The following is a 19478-nucleotide window of genomic DNA, read 5'->3' as shown; positions in this document are numbered from 1 at the left end:
GAGCTCGCCGCCGATGGCGCTGGCATCGGCGCGCATCACCGCGATCTGCCGGATCAGGGCCGCCGCCCGCTCCGAGCCGGGATCCGCCTGGGACAGGGTCTCGCGGGCGAAGGCCCGGGTGGCCGACAGGGCCTCGGAGAGTGGCTTGCGCAGGGTGCGCCACGTGCTCGGCGAGGCCAGGGCGTCGTTGATGAAGGTGATGGCGACGATGCCGATGGTGATCGCCGCGACGCGGTCGATGGCGGCCTCGAAGACCGCCTGCGGCGTGTCGATATGGGCGACGGCGACGATGGCCACAGTGTAGCCCGCCAGCATGGCGCCATAGGCCCGCGTGTCCTGCAGGAAGTGGGCGACGAAGACGCAGAGGCCGAGCCAGGTCGCCACGGAGACCAGGAGGAGAACCCTGTCCTGTCCGAACGCACCGATCAGCAGGATCGATATCGCGCCCCCCGCCAGGGTGCCGAGAAAGCGGTACAGTGCCTTGGACAGGGCCTGTCCGCGTTTGGGCTGGGCCAGGATCGCCACGCAGACGGCGGCCGACGAGGCGCCGGAGAGCTGAAGCCAGAACGCGGCGTAGAGGGCCAGCACCATGGCGAGCCAGATCCGCAGGGCGAAAGCCCAGGCGGAGGGCGCGGGGACGATGCGCTCCATGAGCGAAAGGGCGCGGTCGACCGGGGAGGGGCGTGTTCCGGCAGAAATCACGCTCACGGAGAAGGCCCGGCCGCCGCCGCATCCGCGGCCTTGGCCGCGACCCGCATTTGCCAGAGGCAGAGGAGGGGCGTCACCACCAGTTCCATCGCCAGGGCACCCAGCATCACCGCCGAGGGCAGGCCGGTGAGGTAGAGGCCCAGCAACCGCGCCAGCCCGCCGAGCACGACGACGAGGGTCAGGAAGCGGAACAGGCGCGACTTCGCCTCGATGGCCGGTACGCAGCTCCAGAACAGGATGCCGATGCCCGTCAGCAGGCCCGACAGGTAGCGGAAATGGCTGTCGGCGGAGATCTGGGACAGGCTGTCGCCGCCGACTCCTCCGAGCCCGAACAGGATTCCGAAGAGCCCCGACGCCACCGGTATGATCGCGGCCACCGCCACCACGCGCTGCAGCGCCTCGCGTTCCCGCATCCGCCCGTTTCTCCGCTCCGGCCCGGAGCAATCGTAGCTCGAGCCGGTCCCGAATCGAACTAGATCAGGCCTTGATCTCCTTCAAGCGCTTGACGCATTTGCTGAAAGAGGACGATTTTCCGCTGTAACCCCTTGAACCATTGATGTATAATGGTTTTCTGTCTTCTTCACATGCACAACACCGGTATACACGCATGGCGGTTTCTTCGAAAATGAAGCGGTATGTCGGCCGAAAAGATTCTTCGGTGGCTCAGTTTCAAACTCGTGTCCCGCTTGATCTCGTGTCGCGGATGAAGGGTCGGAAGCTCACGCTCACTCTACCTGCCAGCGGACGGGAGCCGGAAGAGATGGCCCTGGTCACGGCCGGAAGCCATATCAAATTCTCCCTGCAAACACGGGACGGCGAGACCGCCGAGGTACGTCGAAAGGCGGTGAGGGCGGAACTTGCACGGATCTTCGATGGCGCGCGGCGAGGACCGGCCCCCATCAGTCAGAAGCAAATCGCAGCCCTGGCGGGAGCGGTCTACCGTGAGCTTGTGGCGCAGAACGATGAGAACCCCGGATCGGTGGAGGAGTGGGAAAGCTTCAAGGCTTTGACTCGTGCTTCCCTGGAAGGGCGCATCCCAAACGCTCCACCCATCTCTTTTCGGAATCGAAGCGATGACGAAACGATGGCGGCAATCCTGTTTGGTGAAGACGCCACGGCAGGTGTCAATTCCCTCGAACGATCCGACGACTTCACAGCGCTACAGAACCGTGTAGGCCGTCTGACGGCATGGACGCTGGATAGACATGGCGTCGAGGTCGAGCCGTCGAGGCAACTGGACCTGATGCGAGAGGTAGCTAAGGCGGCGCTCGATGCCGCTTGGTCGCTCAAGGCGCGGTCGCGTGGTGACTGGCGTCCCGATCCAACGGCAGAACGATTTCCCGCCTTCCAGGGTGAGACAGTCAAACCGGCAGCGGATGGGCCGACCTTCGATGATGCCTATGCACGATGGATCGAAAACGAGAATCCCCGGTATGGAAGCCGGCGGAATCGGAAGACAGCCACGGACGCCTTCGTGGGCTTCACGGGCAAATCGCGCCTTGCCGATGTCACGCCCGATGACGTGCTGCGGTGGCGTTCCTCTCTCATGGCGTCTGATCTCGCTCCGGGCTCGATAGCGACACGGGTTTCCGATCTTAGGGCGGCTTTGAACTACGCGGTCTCGCTTCGGCTCATCACCGCGTCGCCCACGGCTGGGCTCAAGCTTACGATCAAGGCAAACAGGCTCACGCAACATAGAGACGGGATGCGTGGTTACAGCGATTCCGAAGTGGCTCAGATCCTCGCTCAGACGGCGAAGGCATCCGATCCCCGCGTTCGTTGGCTTCCCCTTTTGGCGGCAGGGACGGGCGGCAGAGTGTCGGACGTGGCGCAGCTATGGGCCGAACGGGTCCGACAGATTGATGGCGTCTGGGTGTTTGCCTTCCAGAAGACCGAGGACAATGGCGGCGTGAAGACGCCAGGAAGCGCACGGATGGTTCCGATTCATCCCCGTCTCATTGAAGCGGGCTTTCTCGATTTCGTCAGAAAGATGGGCGCTGGACCTTTGTTTTATCGCAATCAAGGGGTTATCGGCAGCGACAAGGTTCACCCCTACAAGGTCGCAGCCGACCACGTAGGTAAGCACATCCGAAAGCTTGGGTTCAACGATCCTACCAAAGCCCCGAACCACGGGTTTCGCCATTGGTTTAAGACGGTGTCATATCAAATCGGACTGGATTCCGTGACCGTCGATTATATCCAGGGTCACAAGACGGCAGGTGAGGCAGCGAGGTATCGCCACGTTGGCGCGGACCTGCGCTTGTTGGCCAAGGCAGTGGGCCGCATCCCAGTTCCACCTTTTGTTCACGAGCCAAAGGCGACTACGCATAGTCTCACCATAGCAAGCAATCCACACAATGCAGGATGAGTTTAATGCCGAAGTATATACACTATTATTTACCTTTATCTCCTATGAAAACGCCAGAGGAATATAGCAATGGCGTAGCAATATCTAACATAAATTGCAAAACTCCCGATGGCGACGATCTTGTTGTCCGACTTCAAGGTTTCGAAACACGAATCGATGTAATAATTGTCAGTGGATTATACGAACATCGAGATAGAACAGACGTCTATGTAAACCACCTAACGGAGCACATGCTGACCATACTTAAACTAGACTATCGATCAGATGCGGATGTTATTTGGCAAAACGACGGATTTCTGTCGATAGCAGCTCGATCAGATGACGAGTGGCTGCCTTTTAACTTCATTAAAAGCACAGAATACGATAAACCTAAGTCAATCAATTCAGAAAACATTGCAAGCATATTCTCGGAATCATTAGATCCCAAGCAATCAGATGCCCTGTCCCTGCTTGCTGAATCTCTTATACCGAATATGCCGAATCACTATAAATTCTTGTCTTTGTATCGTGCGCTTGAACTTCTAAGAAAAAACAAAAAACAACAAGCAACGCTTCTTGATGCTTATCAAAAGAAATTTAGTGAAATAAATACTGGAAAGATAAAGCAAATCAAAGTTGCATTTCCAGCAATACGTAATATATGCGCACATGGTCGTTTAGATATGAATCCTTCTATAACTCCAGAACGAGGTGATATAAAATATCCCATCATCGGGATCGGATACAACCATAAAACAAATATCTACGACCTACTTCATCTATTTCGAGAAATTATCGCCGACACCATACGGTCCGATTTCGCATTAAATATCACCGCGAACCCTAGGACGGTTTGGCGGCCAATAGTCCCAGAAGTGTCATTTTAAGTGAGACACGTTGGCTTGTGCTGCTCAATTGGTCCGTCTAAAAAATGCCTTGGGTTTAAAGTGCCCCAGAGGCCTCAACAGAGGCCGACATTCAAAATTGGAAGAGAACTGCCTGACGACTTAGAATAGGCTTCCTGAGCCAACGTCGCGCATTGGAACCCCTAATGCGAAACGGTTGCGCTTCTACGGCGAGTTAGGATTTAACTGGCGAGGAAGTAAACCTCGCAGCTACCTCCCTAATCAGCTTCAACCTCTCGGCCTTGGCGTCCCGGCTCTTGCGGGCCTGCTCCACCATCACAGCGGCCTCCTTCTCGCTCTGAGACGCCCTAGCAGCCTGTTTCGCCCGGTAGGCTAGAGCGGCCTTGACGAAGGCTTCGGCGGCTTCCTGAGACGTTGCAGTGCGACCCAGCCCGATATCCGCATCCGATACGGTCCTCGTGGTGGTCGAGGGCAACGTGATCGTTGCGATGGGACGCGGCGTTGGTGTCTCCACGGCAGCCGGCACGGCCATCCGAGCCGACGAATTTGGACGGGTCCGCTTCCCAGTGCCAGCCGAGACGCGGGGTGTGTCGTTATAGCTTGGATTAAAGCTGCCCCACGCAGATGACAAATAGTTGACCATCTAATCTGTTCCTTAAATCGAAATATGCAGTGATTGAGCAAATAATATCATAGTTTGTTTGATTTTTGAAGAAAGCAAGACCCTCCATGGGAGTTGATGCTTCGTTGATCTGCCGGCCAGATCTGACATTCGTATAAACACCGCCGCCACTCGCCGTGGCAGCTACATGATGTTCATCAATTCCCTGGGGAGGTCTTTCTTTCGATAAACTCGGGAACATCGGACGAAAACACGACACCCATCTGTTACCGACGAAATCGTCTCATCGGACGAAATCGTCTCACGAGCCTATGCTGAAAGGCAGGTAAGAGGCCGTCTCGACAGAGGTAGGGCTTCGCCTATCGGCTAACCCCTGGTCCCTGTCTCCACGAAACGAATGGTCCCACTACAAAGTATGTCTCGCACGAAATCGTCTCATCGCACGAAATCGTCTCACGCAGACCGGACCAGACGGAGAACGGTGCCGGTAGGGGTCGCTTTGCCTGGACCCTTTTTCATACGAGGATCTGGAGGAAGCTCCCCCTTATCGACCTTCCGATAATAGGTTGCCCGCTTCATTCCATGAGCTTCCCACGGCTTCGTCTTCGCCATGGATTCCGCCCTAGGAGTGGCACCAGAGGCCGCACGGTCGTCCCTCTGCCTCTCGGCGTGCTTCACCTTCGCTTCGGCCACACGGACCCCCTTACGGCGATCCACGGCACCGATGGTCTTCATCTGGTAGGTTTCGACCTCGCCAGCAGTGATGTTCAAGGCGTCGGCTACCTCATCGGCCGATGGGAGAGGCGGACGCTTCCGACAATCCAAAGCCACGAGGATCTTGGCTTCCTGCTCATCGAACCAAGCCCGGCCCTTTTCTCGGACAAGCTCTGGCGTCCAGCGTTGGGCCCATTCAAGACTCTTCACGGTCTCGTCTCCATGGTTCATAGCTACGCGACGCGCGACTAGATGCAGTAGCGAAACGTCGAAATAAACAATCCCATCGTCTGTATTGCATGGGCCAGAATGCCGACCCTCAATCAAACGCTGTATTGCATTGATACGGAAATTGCAGATTGACCAAATCTTGTTAGGGCTGTAAGTAGTCTTGAACGACCTAGCCGGGGATTTGGCTTCCGCTGCAATAAAAGTAGGCACGCCATCTTGCGCGAGAGCGTACTTAACAACTATAGGTTTATCGACGTTGCTGGTAAGATTTGTTCCAGACTCTTGCCAAACGCGAATGTTTCTGCTACTATTCTTTGCCATCATCTTCTTTCAGCGGCCCTAGTTTCCATCCCTCTCCCCCGAGCGATCTGGAAACCTGGGCCGTTTTCTTTTGTGGATTACATGCAATTTCCCCATTGCGAACGTTGGGTCTTGGTGCTAGTAAGTCCGCGCTGCGGTTCTATGTCCCGATTAATCGGGTGCGTAACTGGTACTTGTACGCGAGAACTGTCTACAAGTCTACTGATGCAGTAGTGCAACAGTGTTGTATTTATGCAACACAATCGTTCGATGGCCTGATAAGCCCCACAAACCATGCATGTGACGCATAGGCAGAGCAGGTTTCGCTATCACCCCCCGCTTCCAGTGCAATGCTTATGATCTAGGCGCATATCAGCTATGCGGTGGATGCATGGCTTATGTGCGGATCAGGGCTTGACTCAGAGGTCATTCGAGGATCGGAGCCGGCTGTCCTACCATGGAAGGGACGCTGTTGAACGGGTTCTCTAGCGTGTTCTTTGGAGCCGGTAGCACCTGGCCGAACACCATGCCGGGCGGTAGCACCACGAACTCGGAGGAGTTGTTGCCCTCTTGGTATTCCTCTGCCAACCCGTTTACTCCGGCAGTGCCCGAAAACGAGGTCGTGAGAGCGCCCGACTTCGTGTAGGAATGCACCACAACGTCAAGCAGATATGATCCGTCGATACCATCTCTGGTATTCGTAACGACGATGCGTTGCCCGTCTCGGCACCAGGGATCACCTTCCGAAAAACGCCCTGAGATTTTCCCTGTCGCGCGATCTAGCTGTGCCTGGGTGCTTTCAGCCGCCTTGCGAGCCTCCCCCTCGGAGTTGAATTGCTGGCCTATCTTGAATTTCGCATCGGTGCTCAGGTCCGAGAGCTTGGACTTCTCATCGAGCCAAACAATCTTCTTCGTGGTTTTGTCCATGTAACTGGCGGAGGTCTGAGCGTATTCCGAAGCGGCGTCCACCATTACGTTAAGGTCGGCAAATGCTTCCGGGCCTAGCACATAGGTTGGCAGGCTAAATCCTGAGACAGAAAAGCCGCCGGCTCTTGGAGTGAGCGAGACATTTCCATCATTGATCTTTGCGACCGCATCGTAATGTTGCTCCAGTCTCCCGATAAGGGCACCGAACGACATGGATTGATTGAGGAAGGGGACTTTGTTATCAGCGATGGAACTATGAACGTCTGCTTTGAAACCGATCTTCTGGCCTGCCTCGGCAAGTATTTGCTCAACAGTTTTGTCATCATGGGCGGCGATGACGGTTGATTTCAAGTCATTTAGCGATGAAGCTGCAGTACAACGGACAGTTATAGCCTTGGGAACGAAGCTAAAGTTGATGCTGTTTACTTCGAAATTGCCCATGAAGGTCGTTCCAATACCTTCATACCCTAGATATACTTGTAGTCTATCGCCCTTACGTGGAGTTGCAATTTTCCATTCGCGGTCATCCAAAATGATATCACATGCATCCTGTTCCCCTCTCCCAGATGCAAGAGTAACCGTGATAGAAACCGCCCGATCCTGGAACCTTGCAGTGATATTTTCCGATCCCTTATAGATTTCAAATGTTGGGATGAAGCCTTTAGTTGCCATTGTTCTCTCGAATGAATGAAACGGCCGAGCCAAAGCATTCGCCCCGCCATGGTAGGAAGGATGTTTGCTTAGACCCGGCCGCTAGGTTGTTATATTAGTGAATAAGGACTCACGCCAGTTGTCTGACGCCTCATGTCCTTTGAGGTCTTGCGCTGAATGGCGGACGCGATATCATCCGGTGACATATTGGCACCGTTGATCGTCACATTGTTTGTTGTCGCACTACTGCTAGTGCTTCCACCGTTGCCGCCACCGCCAGTTCCGGTTGCACGCTCCACCGCTGCCTGAGGCACCCCATCGGCTAGAGAGCGCCGTGTTGGGGCATCCTCTGCAAGGGGAGAAGTTGCCTTATCCGCATTAGGCTTCCACGACCCGGCATTGATCGCCTCTGCCCCGGCGCTGATCCCACCGAGGTTCGATGAGACAGGCGACGGGATGGCGTTCCAGTCAGTTCCCCGCTTGACGGCGGCTGCCGGGGCCTTTGATGCCTCTACCGCTCGATTGGTAGTCTCAAGAGCGCGACGGGCAATGACGCCTGACGCATTCTCCCAGTTCTTTTGAACACGACCTCCGAAGTTACCGGACACCTGTTCATATTGCAGGCCTTGTGGACCCATACGTGTGTTGCCCGTGGCGATCCCCGCATGTCCGCCGGTCTGGCCTACGCCTCGCCCACGGTGTTCAACGAGAACGTCGCCTTTCTTCACACCATCGGTGACCTCTTTTCCCCATCCGAGGAACGAGTTAGCAATGGAACTGTTGACGCCCCTGATGTTGGCAGACTTCAACGAGCCGTTCACGAAGTCGGCGCACCACTGCCCCGGCGTCATGCGAGATCCGAGAGCCTGAGCGGCCTGAGAACTACCCAGTCCGACAAGCTTGGATGCGTTATCTGCCACGTTGGAAGCGGCTTCCGTTCCGACCGATCCCCCGATCACCTGGGAAGGCGTGCTGGGACCGTTGAACGCCTTTCGAGCATATCCGAGACGTGAGCCGTAGTGTTTGACGCCAGCGGCCTCATACGTGCGCTCGAAATCGACCGTCGCACCGTCCACGGTGTTCTGACGCCTCAGAGACGCCAACGCCCCCTTATGGGTGGTCCCTAGCTCATGCTTCAGGAACCCATAATTCGCATCGTCCGACCTGGGGTCGAGGCCCTTGGATGCGGACCACGCCTCGAATGCGCGACGACGCGGCCCCGTCCATTGTGCCCATCCCGCACCACCACGACCGCCACCAAGGGGCTTGCCCTCTTGATATGCGGTCATACCTGCGGACTCGTGCCCTAGGTTGCCGAGGATTCCAGCGGCTTGCTCCTTTGAAAGATTGAGGTCTTTCATGAGGTTAGCCATGATACCGGGAGTCTTCGCATCGAAGGTTTTCCCGGCCATGGAGTTTGACGGGGGAGCATATCCACCGCCATCACCACCACCGCCGATGATGCCCCGGCGAGACAGACCGGAACCGCCATTGAGTGCCGAACCGGGAACGCTGTTGCCGAGAGGGCCGTTGCCGCCTGTCATGACGCCAGACCCGGTTGAGCCGGACAGGACCGCCTGTCTCACACCGTTAGCTGAGTCAGTCAGCGAGGACCGAACCGTATCGGATGGTCCCGTGGTCGAGAGGCTGGCACGCTGGATAAGGCCACCGAACCCGAATCCATTTCGCATCTCTAGACTCTGCTTATGGATCAACGTGTTATCGTTGACGGCCTCTTTGAGGCTTTCCATTGCAGGACGCGGGTCGAGAGTGGGCGTCGAGGCTGGGTTCGATCCCTTGGGAGGGGGGATGAACTCGTTTGCCTTGGCGGACCCGATGAAGGAACTCGTGATCCAATCCCATGCCTTGCTCAACGTGCTTTGCTCGGCTGGTGGTGTACGGATCGATTCCGCTTGTCCCTGGATGGATGGTCGAGGGTCGAGAGGCGACTTAGCGGGCTCTTTCGCCTTGGCCGGTGGATCGCTCCATTTCCTTACTGGGTCTGATTTTGTAATCCCCATCCTTTGAAGGAAAGTCTGGTTTTCAGTTCCAGTCGAAGGCTTAGAGGGCGTGTCATCCCTCATCATTTTCTGAAGAACTTCAAGGTAGTCTAGCGCTATTTTTACGCTTCCACCAATAAATCCAAAAGAACCGCCATATTCTTTGACGGCATCGACGGTCTTATCTACCTTTGCGCCTGTTTTACCATCACCGCCAAGTGTCTTTTCTACAGTTTCCCCGCTTGGAGTATACTTATTGGCTAGATAAGCCACCAAAGCCGCGCCGATAACAGTTCCGATTACGACAAATCCACTGGCACCAGCGGCCACACCGGCAGCACCAGCGGCAGCACCCGCACCGCCACCAAGAGCACCAAGGGCCGAAATAGCCGTTGCGGAGGCAGCGATACCGCCAACGATGGCAGCGAGACCGCCTAGAACGCTAATGACCGGCGATAGAGCAACAAGGGCGACTGACATGGCGAGAAATTCACCCGTCAGCTTACCCATCGTGTCGGCCGACATATCGGACCCACCAAAGACTGAGGCAAAGGACCGGATCGCCCGACCGACTGCCATCACGCCCTCAGTGAGACCTTTAGCGAATGCCTTGATTTGAGGCCCGATATTGCCAAGCTCTCCACCAAAGATGCTATGCAGAAGCTCGGCCCAAGTCTTGACGCCCAAAGCTTCCTTTACGCCATCGAAGAAACTAACGACGTAACCCTTGATCTGGTCATAATCAAACTTGGAGTCAAGCTCTAGGAAATACTTATTGATACTGGTAAGTATATCCTCAAAGCCCTGGCCGAATGCATCCCAGAACCTACCAAAGATGGACTTAGTAGAGTTCCACTGTCCCTGTAGGCTCTCAGCACGTTGCTTTGCTGCTTCCTCCAGGAAATTCGCGTTCTTAGAGTCGCTGATTTCGCCATAGGTCTTGCGGACACCGCCCACACCTTGCGCCATCTGCAAGCCCTCATCGGACCACTGACGCCCATATAGAGCTTCGGCAACCTGAGTGCGCTTGGCAGCTTCCATGTTTGCAAGCTTTTCATGAACCTGCATCATAGTATTGTAGGAGTCTTTGGAGTAGGTCTGAGCTAGACTTCTTGCATCACCAAAGCCAAGTTCTTTTGCAGCAAAGTCGAGTTCTTCACGGTTCTTCTTTCCGAGGAACTTAGATGAACCCATGCTCAACTGCTTAGCCATGGTGGCAACGAAAGTACCAGCCTTTCCAGGTTGGATGCCGACCGATTGACCACCCGAAACCATAGCTGTTAATTGCTCTGGTGTGAGGTTTCCAGTAGAAAGAGCGCCGAATGATCGTTTGACGCCTTCCACGATCTCGTTAGACTGGGTTGGGTCTTCCCTCGCTGCTACTGCTACAGCGTTCAATGCACTCTTGATCTTGGCGGGATCGGACCTCGCGCCTAGGTTTCTATCGATGAGACCAGCGAGTTTCGTGGTGTTTTTCAGGTCAAGTTCCAGGGCGGAAACTGCCTGCATGATATTTTTCGTGTTAGCCTCTGGAGCTTTCATGCCCGTTTTGAGCACTTCGCTGTAGGTTTCGAGACCACCAGCAATGCTCAGACCGTTCCGAATAGCCTCATTGTCGAGGAAGCCCTTGCGTGCCGCCTTGATTTGATCTGCGCTTTGACCGGAGAAAATCTTTAGATTGGTTTCCTGAGTATCGACTTCCATCCGGGTCGAGATGCCCTTGCGAGCGGCAAGAGCGGCGGTGCCTGTAGCGGCGGCAGAGATGGCAGCGGACCCACGAACCGCACGGCCAGTTCCCTCTCTGATGGACTCGCCACCTGAGCGCACATTCGAGATGTAGCGATTCCGGGCATTCTCTCGGCTGGTGCGAGCACGATCCACGCGACGGGTCTCTTGCTCCTCTAGGCGTGCTGTTGCTCGAATGGCGTTGGCGGCATCCTGCATACGGCGGGTTGTGGCCCTAGCAGCCTCAGATGCAGTGCGAGCTTGTGCGGTTGCCGTGGCCCTCTCATGGGCGATCCGCATTGAGGCGATGCGCCTTTCAGCGTTCATCCGATCTTTGAGCGCGCGGACCTGAGCGGTTTCGTATCTGGCCTGAGCGGCGTTCCGGGTTTTGAAATTGGCGAAGGTCTGTCTCTCGGCCCTGAGGGCTTCCGTGGTCGCCTTCGTCTGAGACGTGAGCTTGGTTTGAAAGAGCCGCACTGAATCACGATCAAAGAGGTTGATCCGTTGGGCGGTCTTCACGCTATCGGCCTCGCTTCGGGCCTTGGAGCGTCGTCCACGAGCCTTCACGGTCTCAACAGCGCTTGCTTCCTTGGTAGGAGACCCACCAGGGGTAGAAGACGGCCTTCCGATTGATCTCAGACTTGCATTAATGGCTTTTTGCTTAGTTTCGAGACGATCAAGAGCACGGATAAGGCTATTAACGGTGTCTTCGCCTGTAGTGCTTACGTCAAGATCAATTTTAACTTTGTGGTTGTCATCAGCCATCGGCAGGTTTCTTTCATGAGAGATTGATAAATCGGGACCAAAATTTGATATCCACTAGAGCGGTTTGCTTTTGTTAGATTTGGTTTTTCGATTTCAGATGGGGGTGGGTGGTTCTGGACGGTAAATCCGAACGAGATTTAGTATAACCACTGGTGGCACTGGCCGACCGGGGGGCCTATGCTGCACAAAAAAGAGACCCCGCCCTCTTATTAGGCAGCGTGACAGAGTGTGAGCTTTGAAGCGGGGACGTGAAGACCTGGACGAATACCCATGACCTTGCCCTGGTCGGGGTTGATCCTGAGCCTAGTCCTAGATCAGGAATGTTGTCTTGTCCGCAAGGGTATGCCTCTGCGTACAATCCAAGAGACGCTGAAACTGTGTCCGTTAGGATTGCTATCCATCAACGGACAGAGTTATATATGGACAGTATCTCAACGGACGGAAAACAGGCCATGACCACGGTTTTGTACGCAAGGGTTTCCACGGCCGACCAGACAGCGGCGCACCAGCGTACCCAGGCTGAGCAAGCAGGCTTCACCATCGATCACGTCGTTACCGATGAGGGCGTGAGCGGCGTAACCACCAAGCTTGCCGACCGTCCGCAAGGCCGTCGCCTGTTCGACATGCTGCGTGCTGGCGACGTGCTGGTAGTCAGGTGGATTGATCGTCTCGGCCGCAACTATAATGACGTGCGGGAAACCGTGGCCGAGTTCATGAAGCGCGGCATCACCGTGAAGACGGTCATCAACGGAATGGTTTTCGACGGAAGTACCACAGATCCGATGCAACAGGCCGTCAGAGACGCAATGCTCTCCTTCATGGCAGCGATGGGACAGGCTCAGGCAGAGGCTACCAAGCTCGCTCAGACCGCCGGTATCGCCCATGCCAAGGCTCAGGCCGACCAGACAGCCTATCGTGGCCGCAAGCCGAGCTTCACCAGGGACCAGCTTACCACCGTGCGGGATATGAACGGGTCTGATGCCTCTGTGTCGGCCATCGCAAAGGCAACGGGTCTCACGAGACAGACGGTCTATCGCATCTTGGAGGATGAGGCAGAGGCCGAGGCAGTGCTAGCAAGGTGGTCATGATAGGGCAGGCTACAGACACTGGATTAAATAAACGAAATATGAATAAAACCTAGATAAAATAAGCGCACCATAATTATTTATTAGAATGCCCGTAGCCTTCCTTTCCGCTCTTGGAGAGGAGGGCTTTCCGTTATTTAAAGTGTGATAATTATATTACTCTTTTTAGCACTCTCCTCGGTCGTCGCGGCAACGTACGGCCTCGAAACCGATTAGCCTACGGCAGATGCCCCGAATCCTACTTTCCGTCTTCGAGATTGTCGCCTATGGTTGCAGTGGAAGACATTACTCAACCGGAGTCGATAATGGGCCGCAAACTCTCAAGCAACGAAGAATCGGGGAATATCAATCGGTTAAGTGATTTCCGAAATTACTGGAGAGATAGCCCGGACTATCCAATAGATAATATGGCAAATAGTACAGTCCACTATCCTGTTGATGTGGAATATAATTATGATAACGGCAGATCATCCAAAAAGTTTCATTCTGAAATGAGAATTTACGTTGGAGCTGGGCCAGACGATGGAAGAATAGATATTGATGACACCGATAAGGTAGATATCAATAGCTTTCATCTTTCATTCAATCCTGCTTTTCAGAAGTACGCATATGAAAAGTCTGACCATTCACTTGTTGTTACGGACAGTTCGGATAAAATGGGCGGGAAATATGAGGTTCGCATGACGCCCGCCATGAGGAAGCCGAGATAAAACGTCGCAACTATTTCTTGGCCATACACCTATCAAGTTTCTCTAAATCCAGCGTATGCGGATTATACTGGAAAAAGGGGGAGGCAGAGAAATGGCGATAACCCTGCCTCCCCGTCGCTACGCAGCTACAAGCCATGGGTTGCGGCTACATCGCCACAGCGAGCCGGTCCACGATGCGATTAGTCCTCGATAAGGAATCCATCGACGGTTGCCTTTACGGCCTTCGCCCTCCCCTTGGTAGGGGCCTTTAACACGCTATCAGCGACAGGGGCCGCTTGAGGCTTCATGGTGGCGACGGCCGGGGCATCGGTCACAGATCCCATGGGAATCGGCTGTGGCAGTCCGTTGAAGAAGTGAACTGGCACTTGCCCTGGATACGGATCAAGGCCGTGGACGGTACGGGACAGGCTCTCGATTTCGGCAGGCGTCGAGGAGCGGTTAGCGCCCTTGTATCGAGCGAAGGCATCGATCAAATCGGCCGCCATAGCCATGCTCATCGCTGGGAATTGCACCATCTCAGACGCGCGGCGGGCATCGGCTTCCGCTGTGAGACGTGCCTGTTCCTGGCGTTCGGCTTCCTGGCGGGCTTGAAGCTCTTGGCGACGGGCCAGAAGCTCGGGATCGTTGCGAGCGGCCTTGAGGGCTGCATTGTCGGCAACTCGCTTCTTCCAGCCTCGCTCCATTGGGATATGCATGGTCATGTGTTTATGTCCTTTGATTAAAGCTTGTATCCAGCCTGGAACGCAAGTTCCCTGGCCGTCTCGGGGTCGGTGCGATAAAGTTCCATTGCAGCGGTTAGATTGTAGTGCTTCTGACTCTTATCGAACGGGTTCTTGAGTTTGGAGTATCCATTCCCGCCAGTGGGTTGAGACAGCCTCGTATCCTTCCAGAAGTCAGGTCGGGCGCGGACTAAACCGTCAAGGAACTGTTCAACGGTGTTCATATCCTCACGGACGCCGCTCCGATCCACGACATAAGGGACGCCTAGTTCATCGATGCGGAGTCTATGAGCGATGGAGTCTTCCACGGCCTTATCATCAATTGGATTACGTCTGGCGATTTCAGTCTTGATTGCAGCAATGCCAAGGGCCTTAGCTTGTGGGCTAGTATTAGTCATAGATTTGCTTGCTTCCGTACTGTTCTGTGAAGCTCTGAAAGATGACGACCCAAATAATAGTTGTCATCGTAAAAGCAATAGTTGAGATTAATCCAATATCGCTCATGATTAAAGCCCCCTATCTCTCTGCTTTTCAGCTTCACGACGCATATGACAAAACAGTAGATCCATCGTGTAGCTAGTAGTTGTGTTGCCTACATCGAGAGCAAGTTGCTTGAGTTCGTCGAGCTTAGATTTTGGGAGCCTAATTCTAAGCTCTGCCATTGGCGTGCCTTCGGGGAATGTTGAATTACGTGCCATTGTTTGTTTCCTCTGGGAAGATTTTTGCTAGATGGGCAAAGATGACCACTCGGAGATAGTCGGAATTGCTGAGTCCGTTCTGGTTTGAAACTTGAGTGAGCTTGTTAAACTTCTCCTCAGGCAGGCGGATGCGAACGATTGACTCACGGCGGATTTGAGCTTCGGGAAGGTCGGACATTATGCAGACTTCCCCGCTTGAGAGACGGTTGTCGTCAGTTGATTGCGAAGGAATGCTCCAAGCGTTAGGCCCTTAGAGGCCGCTTGACTGGTAAGAGCATTGATGAGTGGAAGTGGCAGGCGGATTGCAATTTGCCTCATTGGGGATCTTTCAAATATCCAAAGATAAACCCCCGCAGTTTCCCGCGAGGGCTAAGGGTTTAGATTGGGATATCTTATATTAGTTCTACACTAAATTGTCACCTTTGTCAACCCAACCGCTTCATTACTGTTTAGTCGTCAACCACAAAGCGTTTTCATGGTCTCGCTGTCATCGTACAAGGCGCATGGACGCTCCGGGATGACAGAAGTTCAAGGAGCCGATGAGGGTATTTTTAGCCTCATAATCGTTTTGCTGTGACCGGAAGGTTGCTCTACATTCCCATCGCCAGCTTTTAACGACGCCAACGGGTCTGGAGAAAATGGATAAATTCTGGAGTTTGCTGGAGACGGGATCTAAACGTCCGCTGATCATCGCATCTTCAATCGCTTTTTTCGCAGCTATAGGTCTAGCGATTGCTGACAAAACAAGTTCAGCGAGCCTTTGCGCCGCCGTATTTATCGTGGCGACTCTGCTACATTATTTTCCACAATTGGAGAGCTTCAAAGCCATCGGCGTTGAAGCCAAGCTTCGGTTAAGATTAGCTGAAGCTGACGAGATCATGGAGAAAATCAAAAAACTTGCGCTCGTTTCTGGAACTCAAATGTATACTGAACTTGCATATACGGGACGACTAGTAGATCAGCGATTCAGTGAGGCCAAGACTATCGCTGACGAAATGGGCGAAGTCTTAGAAGAATTGGGGTTTTCCAGTGAAGTCCTCAGGTCAGCAAAGAAGCCTTATGTGGATATGATAGGAGTTGACTTGTTTGCCCTTGTTTCAGATGTAATGCAGGAATTAGTTGCACTAAAAAGGGCATCATATATTTTGGAAGTATCGAAGTTAGACGAATTGACCGCATACGAACCTGATCATCCGCAGCACAAAACTTACGTCGAGATGAACGAGCGCTCTACAAGCATTTCACGGTTTAGTCTTAATGCCAACTTTACTTTAAATGAATTGAAGAATTCTACGCTTGACGCAGTTATATATCAGCGATTGGTGAGAGCACATTTCTCCGATGCCGAATTGGTTAAGATTGACCGTCTTGTAAGAGATGTCGCTGAAATGCATAGAGATTGTATAAATCAGAACAAAATGACAGAAAAGGCGCTAACGTTTCTAGAAACTAATGACTATGGTAGCGAAGCACGGAAGAGAATGGCAGGAGATATTGTAGATTAAGCTTTCCCGCGTTCATGCCCATAGGCGTATGGAACCTTGGCTCTCGCACTTATGCAGGAGGGTTGGAGCGCACCACGTTCTAAGGTGCCCAGACACATATTGGAGGGAAATCAACCACAAGCGACGCTTCCTCGGGAAGATCGACATGTAGAGACCGGAGTCTCGCTCCACAGCTGTAGGCTTAAGTATCGGGACTCGCTACGGGAGGCCGAAATTAACGTTTAGTGGGTTCGTGCCCTGGGTGGCTGGTTCAGGGACCGCGCGGAGGAAGAGTCGATCTACGGGTTGGGTCGGAAGACTGCACGCTCTACAGAAAGATCGATAAGATTCGATATGTGAGGCTGGACCTCTCGTCATTTCACACTGCGTGGAAAAATCACGAGATCATTCCAGTAAGATCATTGATAACATTTCCTTAAAGTGTCACTCTTCAGCATGTGGGCCAGTCACTTGATATCATATCATTCAAAACAAAAAATTGCTGAGCTGCTTAGTTCTATTCCGACGTGGGAGACTCTTAGGACATTAGGCCAGTCACGCGTTCTAGCACTAACTGCGCTAGTGCCGTTTATCGGCTCTATAATACTTTTTAACTCAAACATTGTGCACCTCCTGCAAATATCTCCAGATTTAATTAAAGACTGGATGGGTTTAAGTGATAACGCCGCGAAGCAACAGTCATATAGCTTTAGTCTTAATCGACTACAGATCTTATACTTTGGGCTGACATTTATTGGGGTTGCATCCGGCCTATTTAAACTTCTCTGCCCGACGGATATAAAGAAGTATACCTCAATTTCTTATTACATAGAAGGCGAGAAGGATCTGATCACTGCTGCTCGCAGGAGCATATTAGTGACGCAAGTTGCAAGCGATTACCTAGAAAATCATGGTGATCAGCATGCGACTGGTCCGAAATACCTCAGAGACGCTGCGTATCCTGTGCAGAGCCGGATTTTTTTCCACAATGTTTTTGAGGAGATAGCAGAGGAGGCGCTGATTGAGGATGAGCCACAAGGAGCATCTGGCGAAAGTCAAAATGAGACATCATCAATCCCGGGTGAAGAACAATTCTTCCCTGATCCAGACCCGTTCGGCGTCCGTGTAGGACCGCGAAGTGTGATCGATAGTGAAAAAGTAGCTGCATTAATATATCGTCAGATCTCTATAGAACGAGGCTTTTGGCTGAATTTCTTTAGTTCCGCGGAATCCCATCTCACCGATCTACTTGCGTTACGGTATAGTGCGTTGGTTCATTCCAGGCCAACTTTGAGGCTGGTCATCACCGTGCTCTACACAATGGGTTTTGCTACTCTGCTTGCTCCTACAGTAGCGACCTTCTGGCGCGTTACATTGAGGGCAGTGGGCTTCTAGACGTTTGGAGGATTCAAAAGCTCTACCCGTGGCGTGAAGCTTCCCTATTGGGGATCTTTTCCACACCTGAACCGCACCGGGTTTGCCGGAGGCTCCAACTCTGAGAAGGTGGAGCCTGTATGAGCAAGACGACGAACAAATTTGCGCCCGAGGTCCGCGAGCGCGCGGTGCGTATGGTGCTGGATCACGAGGCCGATCATCGGTCACGCTGGGCTGCTATCGTTTCGATCTCAGAGAAGATCGGCTGCGTTCCGCAGACGTTGTTTGAGTGGGTGAAGAAGGCCGAGGTCGATAGCGGTAGGCGTGCCGGTGTCCCGACCGAGGTCGCCGACAAGGTGAAGGCACTGGAGCGCGAAGTCCGCGAGCTGCGGCAGGCCAACGAGATTCTCCGCAAGGCGTCGGCATATTTTGCCCAGGCGGAGCTCGACCGCCCGTTCCAGCGATGATCGCGTTTATCGATGATCATCGCGATGCTTATGGGGTCGAGCCGATCTGCCGCGTCCTGCTGATCGCCCCATCCACCTATCACGAGCACGTCGCGCAGCGACGGGACCTGACACGTCTGTCGGCACGGGCGCAGCGGGATGTCGCCCTGAAGCCCGAGATCGCGCGCGTGTTTGCCGAGAATTTCGCGGTCTACGGCGTGCGCAAGGTCTGGCGGCAGATGATGCGGGAGGGCTTCCCGATAGCGCGCTGCACCGTGCAACGACTGATGCGGGAGATGGGTTTGGCGGGCGTGATCCGGGGCAAGCCTGTTCGCACGACGGTCAGCGACAAGGCTGCGCCGTGCCCGCTCGACCACGTCAACCGCCGGTTCTACGCGCCAGCGCCGAACATGCTGTGGGTGTCGGATTTCACCTACGTCGCGACCTGGGCGGGGTTCGTCTACGTCGCCTTCGTCATCGATACCTACGCCAGGCGGATCGTTGGCTGGCGAGCAAGTAGGACGGCGCATGCCAGCTTCGTTCTCGATGCTCTTGAGCAGGCACTTCATGACCGCCGGCCGGCCCATCGAGGCGGCCTCATCCATCATAGCGACCGCGGGTCGCAATACGTGTCCATCAAATACACCGAGCGCCTCGCCGAAGCCGGGATCGAGCCGTCGGTCGGCAGCGTCGGCGACAGCTATGACAACGCTTTGGCCGAAACGATCAACGGCCTCTACAAGGCGGAGGTGATCCACAGGCGTGGACCGTGGCGCAGTTTCGAAGCCGTCGAATATGCCACGCTCGAATGGGTCGACTGGTTCAACCATCGTCGGCTGCTGGAGCCTATTGGCAACATCCCGCCTGCCGAAGCCGAAGAGCAATATTATGCTGCCGCAAGCAACCTCGATATGGCAGTGTGACTCACAACCCAAGGCCTCCGGCAGACCCGGTGCGGTTTACACCCTCGTTCAGCCTGTGTCCAACACCTTCCATTACCCACACCCAGGTAATGCTCTGATGCCGTGATATGGCTATCACCAAGTTCGGCCATAACTCCTTGTTCGTCACCGGCTGCTTTCCAGCCAGGGAGCAACTCAGTAATG

Annotated in this window: 15 protein-coding genes and 1 other annotated feature; of the genes, 7 read left to right on the top strand and 8 right to left on the bottom strand. The window is 54.2% G+C overall.

The annotated features are described in order from the left end of the window. Positions 1-651 (bottom strand): FUSC family protein (locus FV220_RS11630; RefSeq protein WP_187273395.1); only part of this gene is annotated, 651 nt, incomplete at its 3' end. 53 nt (positions 652-704) lie between these two features. Further along, positions 705-1121 (bottom strand): DUF4345 domain-containing protein, encoded by a 417-nt coding sequence (locus tag FV220_RS11625; protein WP_056149365.1) that lies wholly within the window; start codon positions 1119-1121, stop codon positions 705-707. A gap of 194 nt (positions 1122-1315) precedes the next feature. On the opposite strand from FV220_RS11625, the gene FV220_RS11620 reads away from it, so the two are divergent. After that, positions 1316-3076: a DUF6538 domain-containing protein gene (locus FV220_RS11620; RefSeq protein ID WP_187273394.1), complete on the top strand. Its 1761-nt coding sequence runs from the start codon at positions 1316-1318 to the stop codon at positions 3074-3076. A gap of 5 nt (positions 3077-3081) precedes the next feature. Beyond that, positions 3082-3942 carry a hypothetical protein gene (locus FV220_RS11615; RefSeq protein WP_147831507.1) on the top strand — a complete coding sequence of 287 codons (861 nt, stop codon included), beginning with the start codon at positions 3082-3084 and terminating at the stop codon, positions 3940-3942. A 1054-nt stretch (positions 3943-4996) separates the two neighbouring features. Here the strand turns inward: FV220_RS11615 and FV220_RS11610 are convergent. The 3 genes from FV220_RS11610 to FV220_RS11600 all read right to left on the bottom strand — a co-directional run bounded on the left by FV220_RS11610 (position 4997) and on the right by FV220_RS11600 (position 11856). Continuing rightward, positions 4997-5467, bottom strand: coding sequence for a hypothetical protein (locus FV220_RS11610; RefSeq protein WP_147831505.1), 471 nt, complete (start codon positions 5465-5467; stop codon positions 4997-4999). A gap of 747 nt (positions 5468-6214) precedes the next feature. Further along, a complete protein-coding gene (locus FV220_RS11605) occupies positions 6215-7387 on the bottom strand; it encodes a hypothetical protein (protein WP_147831503.1) in 1173 nt (390 codons plus the stop codon). 89 nt (positions 7388-7476) lie between these two features. Further along, the gene (locus FV220_RS11600; protein ID WP_147831501.1) at positions 7477-11856 is read right to left on the bottom strand and encodes a phage tail tip lysozyme; all 4380 of its coding nucleotides are present in this window, start codon (positions 11854-11856) and stop codon (positions 7477-7479) included. A 452-nt stretch (positions 11857-12308) separates the two neighbouring features. Here FV220_RS11600 and FV220_RS11595 point away from each other — a divergent pair, with 452 nt between their 5' ends. Together FV220_RS11595 and FV220_RS11590 are read left to right on the top strand one after the other, a co-directional pair. Then, the gene (locus FV220_RS11595) at positions 12309-12944 is read left to right on the top strand and encodes a recombinase family protein (protein WP_147831498.1); all 636 of its coding nucleotides are present in this window, start codon (positions 12309-12311) and stop codon (positions 12942-12944) included. Positions 12945-13246: 302 nt separating this feature from the next. After that, positions 13247-13651 carry a hypothetical protein gene (locus FV220_RS11590; RefSeq protein ID WP_147831496.1) on the top strand — a complete coding sequence of 135 codons (405 nt, stop codon included), beginning with the start codon at positions 13247-13249 and terminating at the stop codon, positions 13649-13651. A gap of 179 nt (positions 13652-13830) precedes the next feature. Here FV220_RS11590 and FV220_RS11585 read toward each other — a convergent pair whose 3' ends face one another. From FV220_RS11585 to FV220_RS11575, 3 genes are all read right to left on the bottom strand, one after another. Next, positions 13831-14352 (bottom strand): hypothetical protein, encoded by a 522-nt coding sequence (locus FV220_RS11585; RefSeq protein ID WP_147831494.1) that lies wholly within the window; start codon positions 14350-14352, stop codon positions 13831-13833. A gap of 17 nt (positions 14353-14369) precedes the next feature. Further along, positions 14370-14768 (bottom strand): hypothetical protein, encoded by a 399-nt coding sequence (locus FV220_RS11580; protein WP_147831492.1) that lies wholly within the window; start codon positions 14766-14768, stop codon positions 14370-14372. A 289-nt stretch (positions 14769-15057) separates the two neighbouring features. Further along, positions 15058-15246: a hypothetical protein gene (locus tag FV220_RS11575; RefSeq protein WP_147831490.1), complete on the bottom strand. Its 189-nt coding sequence runs from the start codon at positions 15244-15246 to the stop codon at positions 15058-15060. Positions 15247-15706: 460 nt separating this feature from the next. Here FV220_RS11575 and FV220_RS11570 point away from each other — a divergent pair, with 460 nt between their 5' ends. The 3 genes from FV220_RS11570 (at position 15707) to FV220_RS11560 (ending at position 19295) form a co-directional block, all read left to right on the top strand. After that, positions 15707-16573, top strand: coding sequence for a hypothetical protein (locus FV220_RS11570; protein WP_147831488.1), 867 nt, complete (start codon positions 15707-15709; stop codon positions 16571-16573). A gap of 420 nt (positions 16574-16993) precedes the next feature. Next, positions 16994-17947: a hypothetical protein gene (locus FV220_RS11565; protein WP_147831486.1), complete on the top strand. Its 954-nt coding sequence runs from the start codon at positions 16994-16996 to the stop codon at positions 17945-17947. Between the two features lie 119 nt (positions 17948-18066). Continuing rightward, positions 18067-19295 (top strand): IS3 family transposase gene (locus FV220_RS11560; RefSeq protein WP_147831484.1). Its coding sequence is split into 2 segments (ribosomal slippage): positions 18067-18352 and positions 18352-19295, totalling 1230 coding nucleotides; the frame shifts between segments, so codons are not numbered across the junction. Continuing rightward, positions 18348-18464, top strand: a sequence feature (AL1L pseudoknot). It overlaps the preceding gene by 117 nt. Positions 19296-19478: the final 183 nt, after the last annotated feature.

This window comes from Methylobacterium sp. WL19, from assembly GCF_008040005.1.
Lineage (GTDB): Bacteria > Pseudomonadota > Alphaproteobacteria > Rhizobiales > Beijerinckiaceae > Methylobacterium > Methylobacterium bullatum.
This window is presented reverse-complemented; position numbering and strand designations above follow the sequence as displayed.

Excerpts from the sequence above, each read along its gene's own strand:
- FV220_RS11615 (WP_147831507.1), top strand. The coding sequence starts at position 3,082 with ATGCCGAAGTATATACACTATTATTTACCTTTATCTCCTATGAAAACG.
- FV220_RS11595 (WP_147831498.1), top strand. The coding sequence starts at position 12,309 with ATGACCACGGTTTTGTACGCAAGGGTTTCCACGGCCGACCAGACAGCG.
- FV220_RS11600 (WP_147831501.1), bottom strand. The coding sequence starts at position 11,856 with ATGGCTGATGACAACCACAAAGTTAAAATTGATCTTGACGTAAGCACT.
- FV220_RS11605 (WP_147831503.1), bottom strand. The coding sequence starts at position 7,387 with ATGGCAACTAAAGGCTTCATCCCAACATTTGAAATCTATAAGGGATCG.
- FV220_RS11570 (WP_147831488.1), top strand. The coding sequence starts at position 15,707 with ATGGATAAATTCTGGAGTTTGCTGGAGACGGGATCTAAACGTCCGCTG.
- FV220_RS11585 (WP_147831494.1), bottom strand. The coding sequence starts at position 14,352 with ATGACCATGCATATCCCAATGGAGCGAGGCTGGAAGAAGCGAGTTGCC.
- FV220_RS11580 (WP_147831492.1), bottom strand. The coding sequence starts at position 14,768 with ATGACTAATACTAGCCCACAAGCTAAGGCCCTTGGCATTGCTGCAATC.
- FV220_RS11625 (WP_056149365.1), bottom strand. The coding sequence starts at position 1,121 with ATGCGGGAACGCGAGGCGCTGCAGCGCGTGGTGGCGGTGGCCGCGATC.
- FV220_RS11590 (WP_147831496.1), top strand. The coding sequence starts at position 13,247 with ATGGGCCGCAAACTCTCAAGCAACGAAGAATCGGGGAATATCAATCGG.
- FV220_RS11575 (WP_147831490.1), bottom strand. The coding sequence starts at position 15,246 with ATGTCCGACCTTCCCGAAGCTCAAATCCGCCGTGAGTCAATCGTTCGC.
- FV220_RS11620 (WP_187273394.1), top strand. The coding sequence starts at position 1,316 with ATGGCGGTTTCTTCGAAAATGAAGCGGTATGTCGGCCGAAAAGATTCT.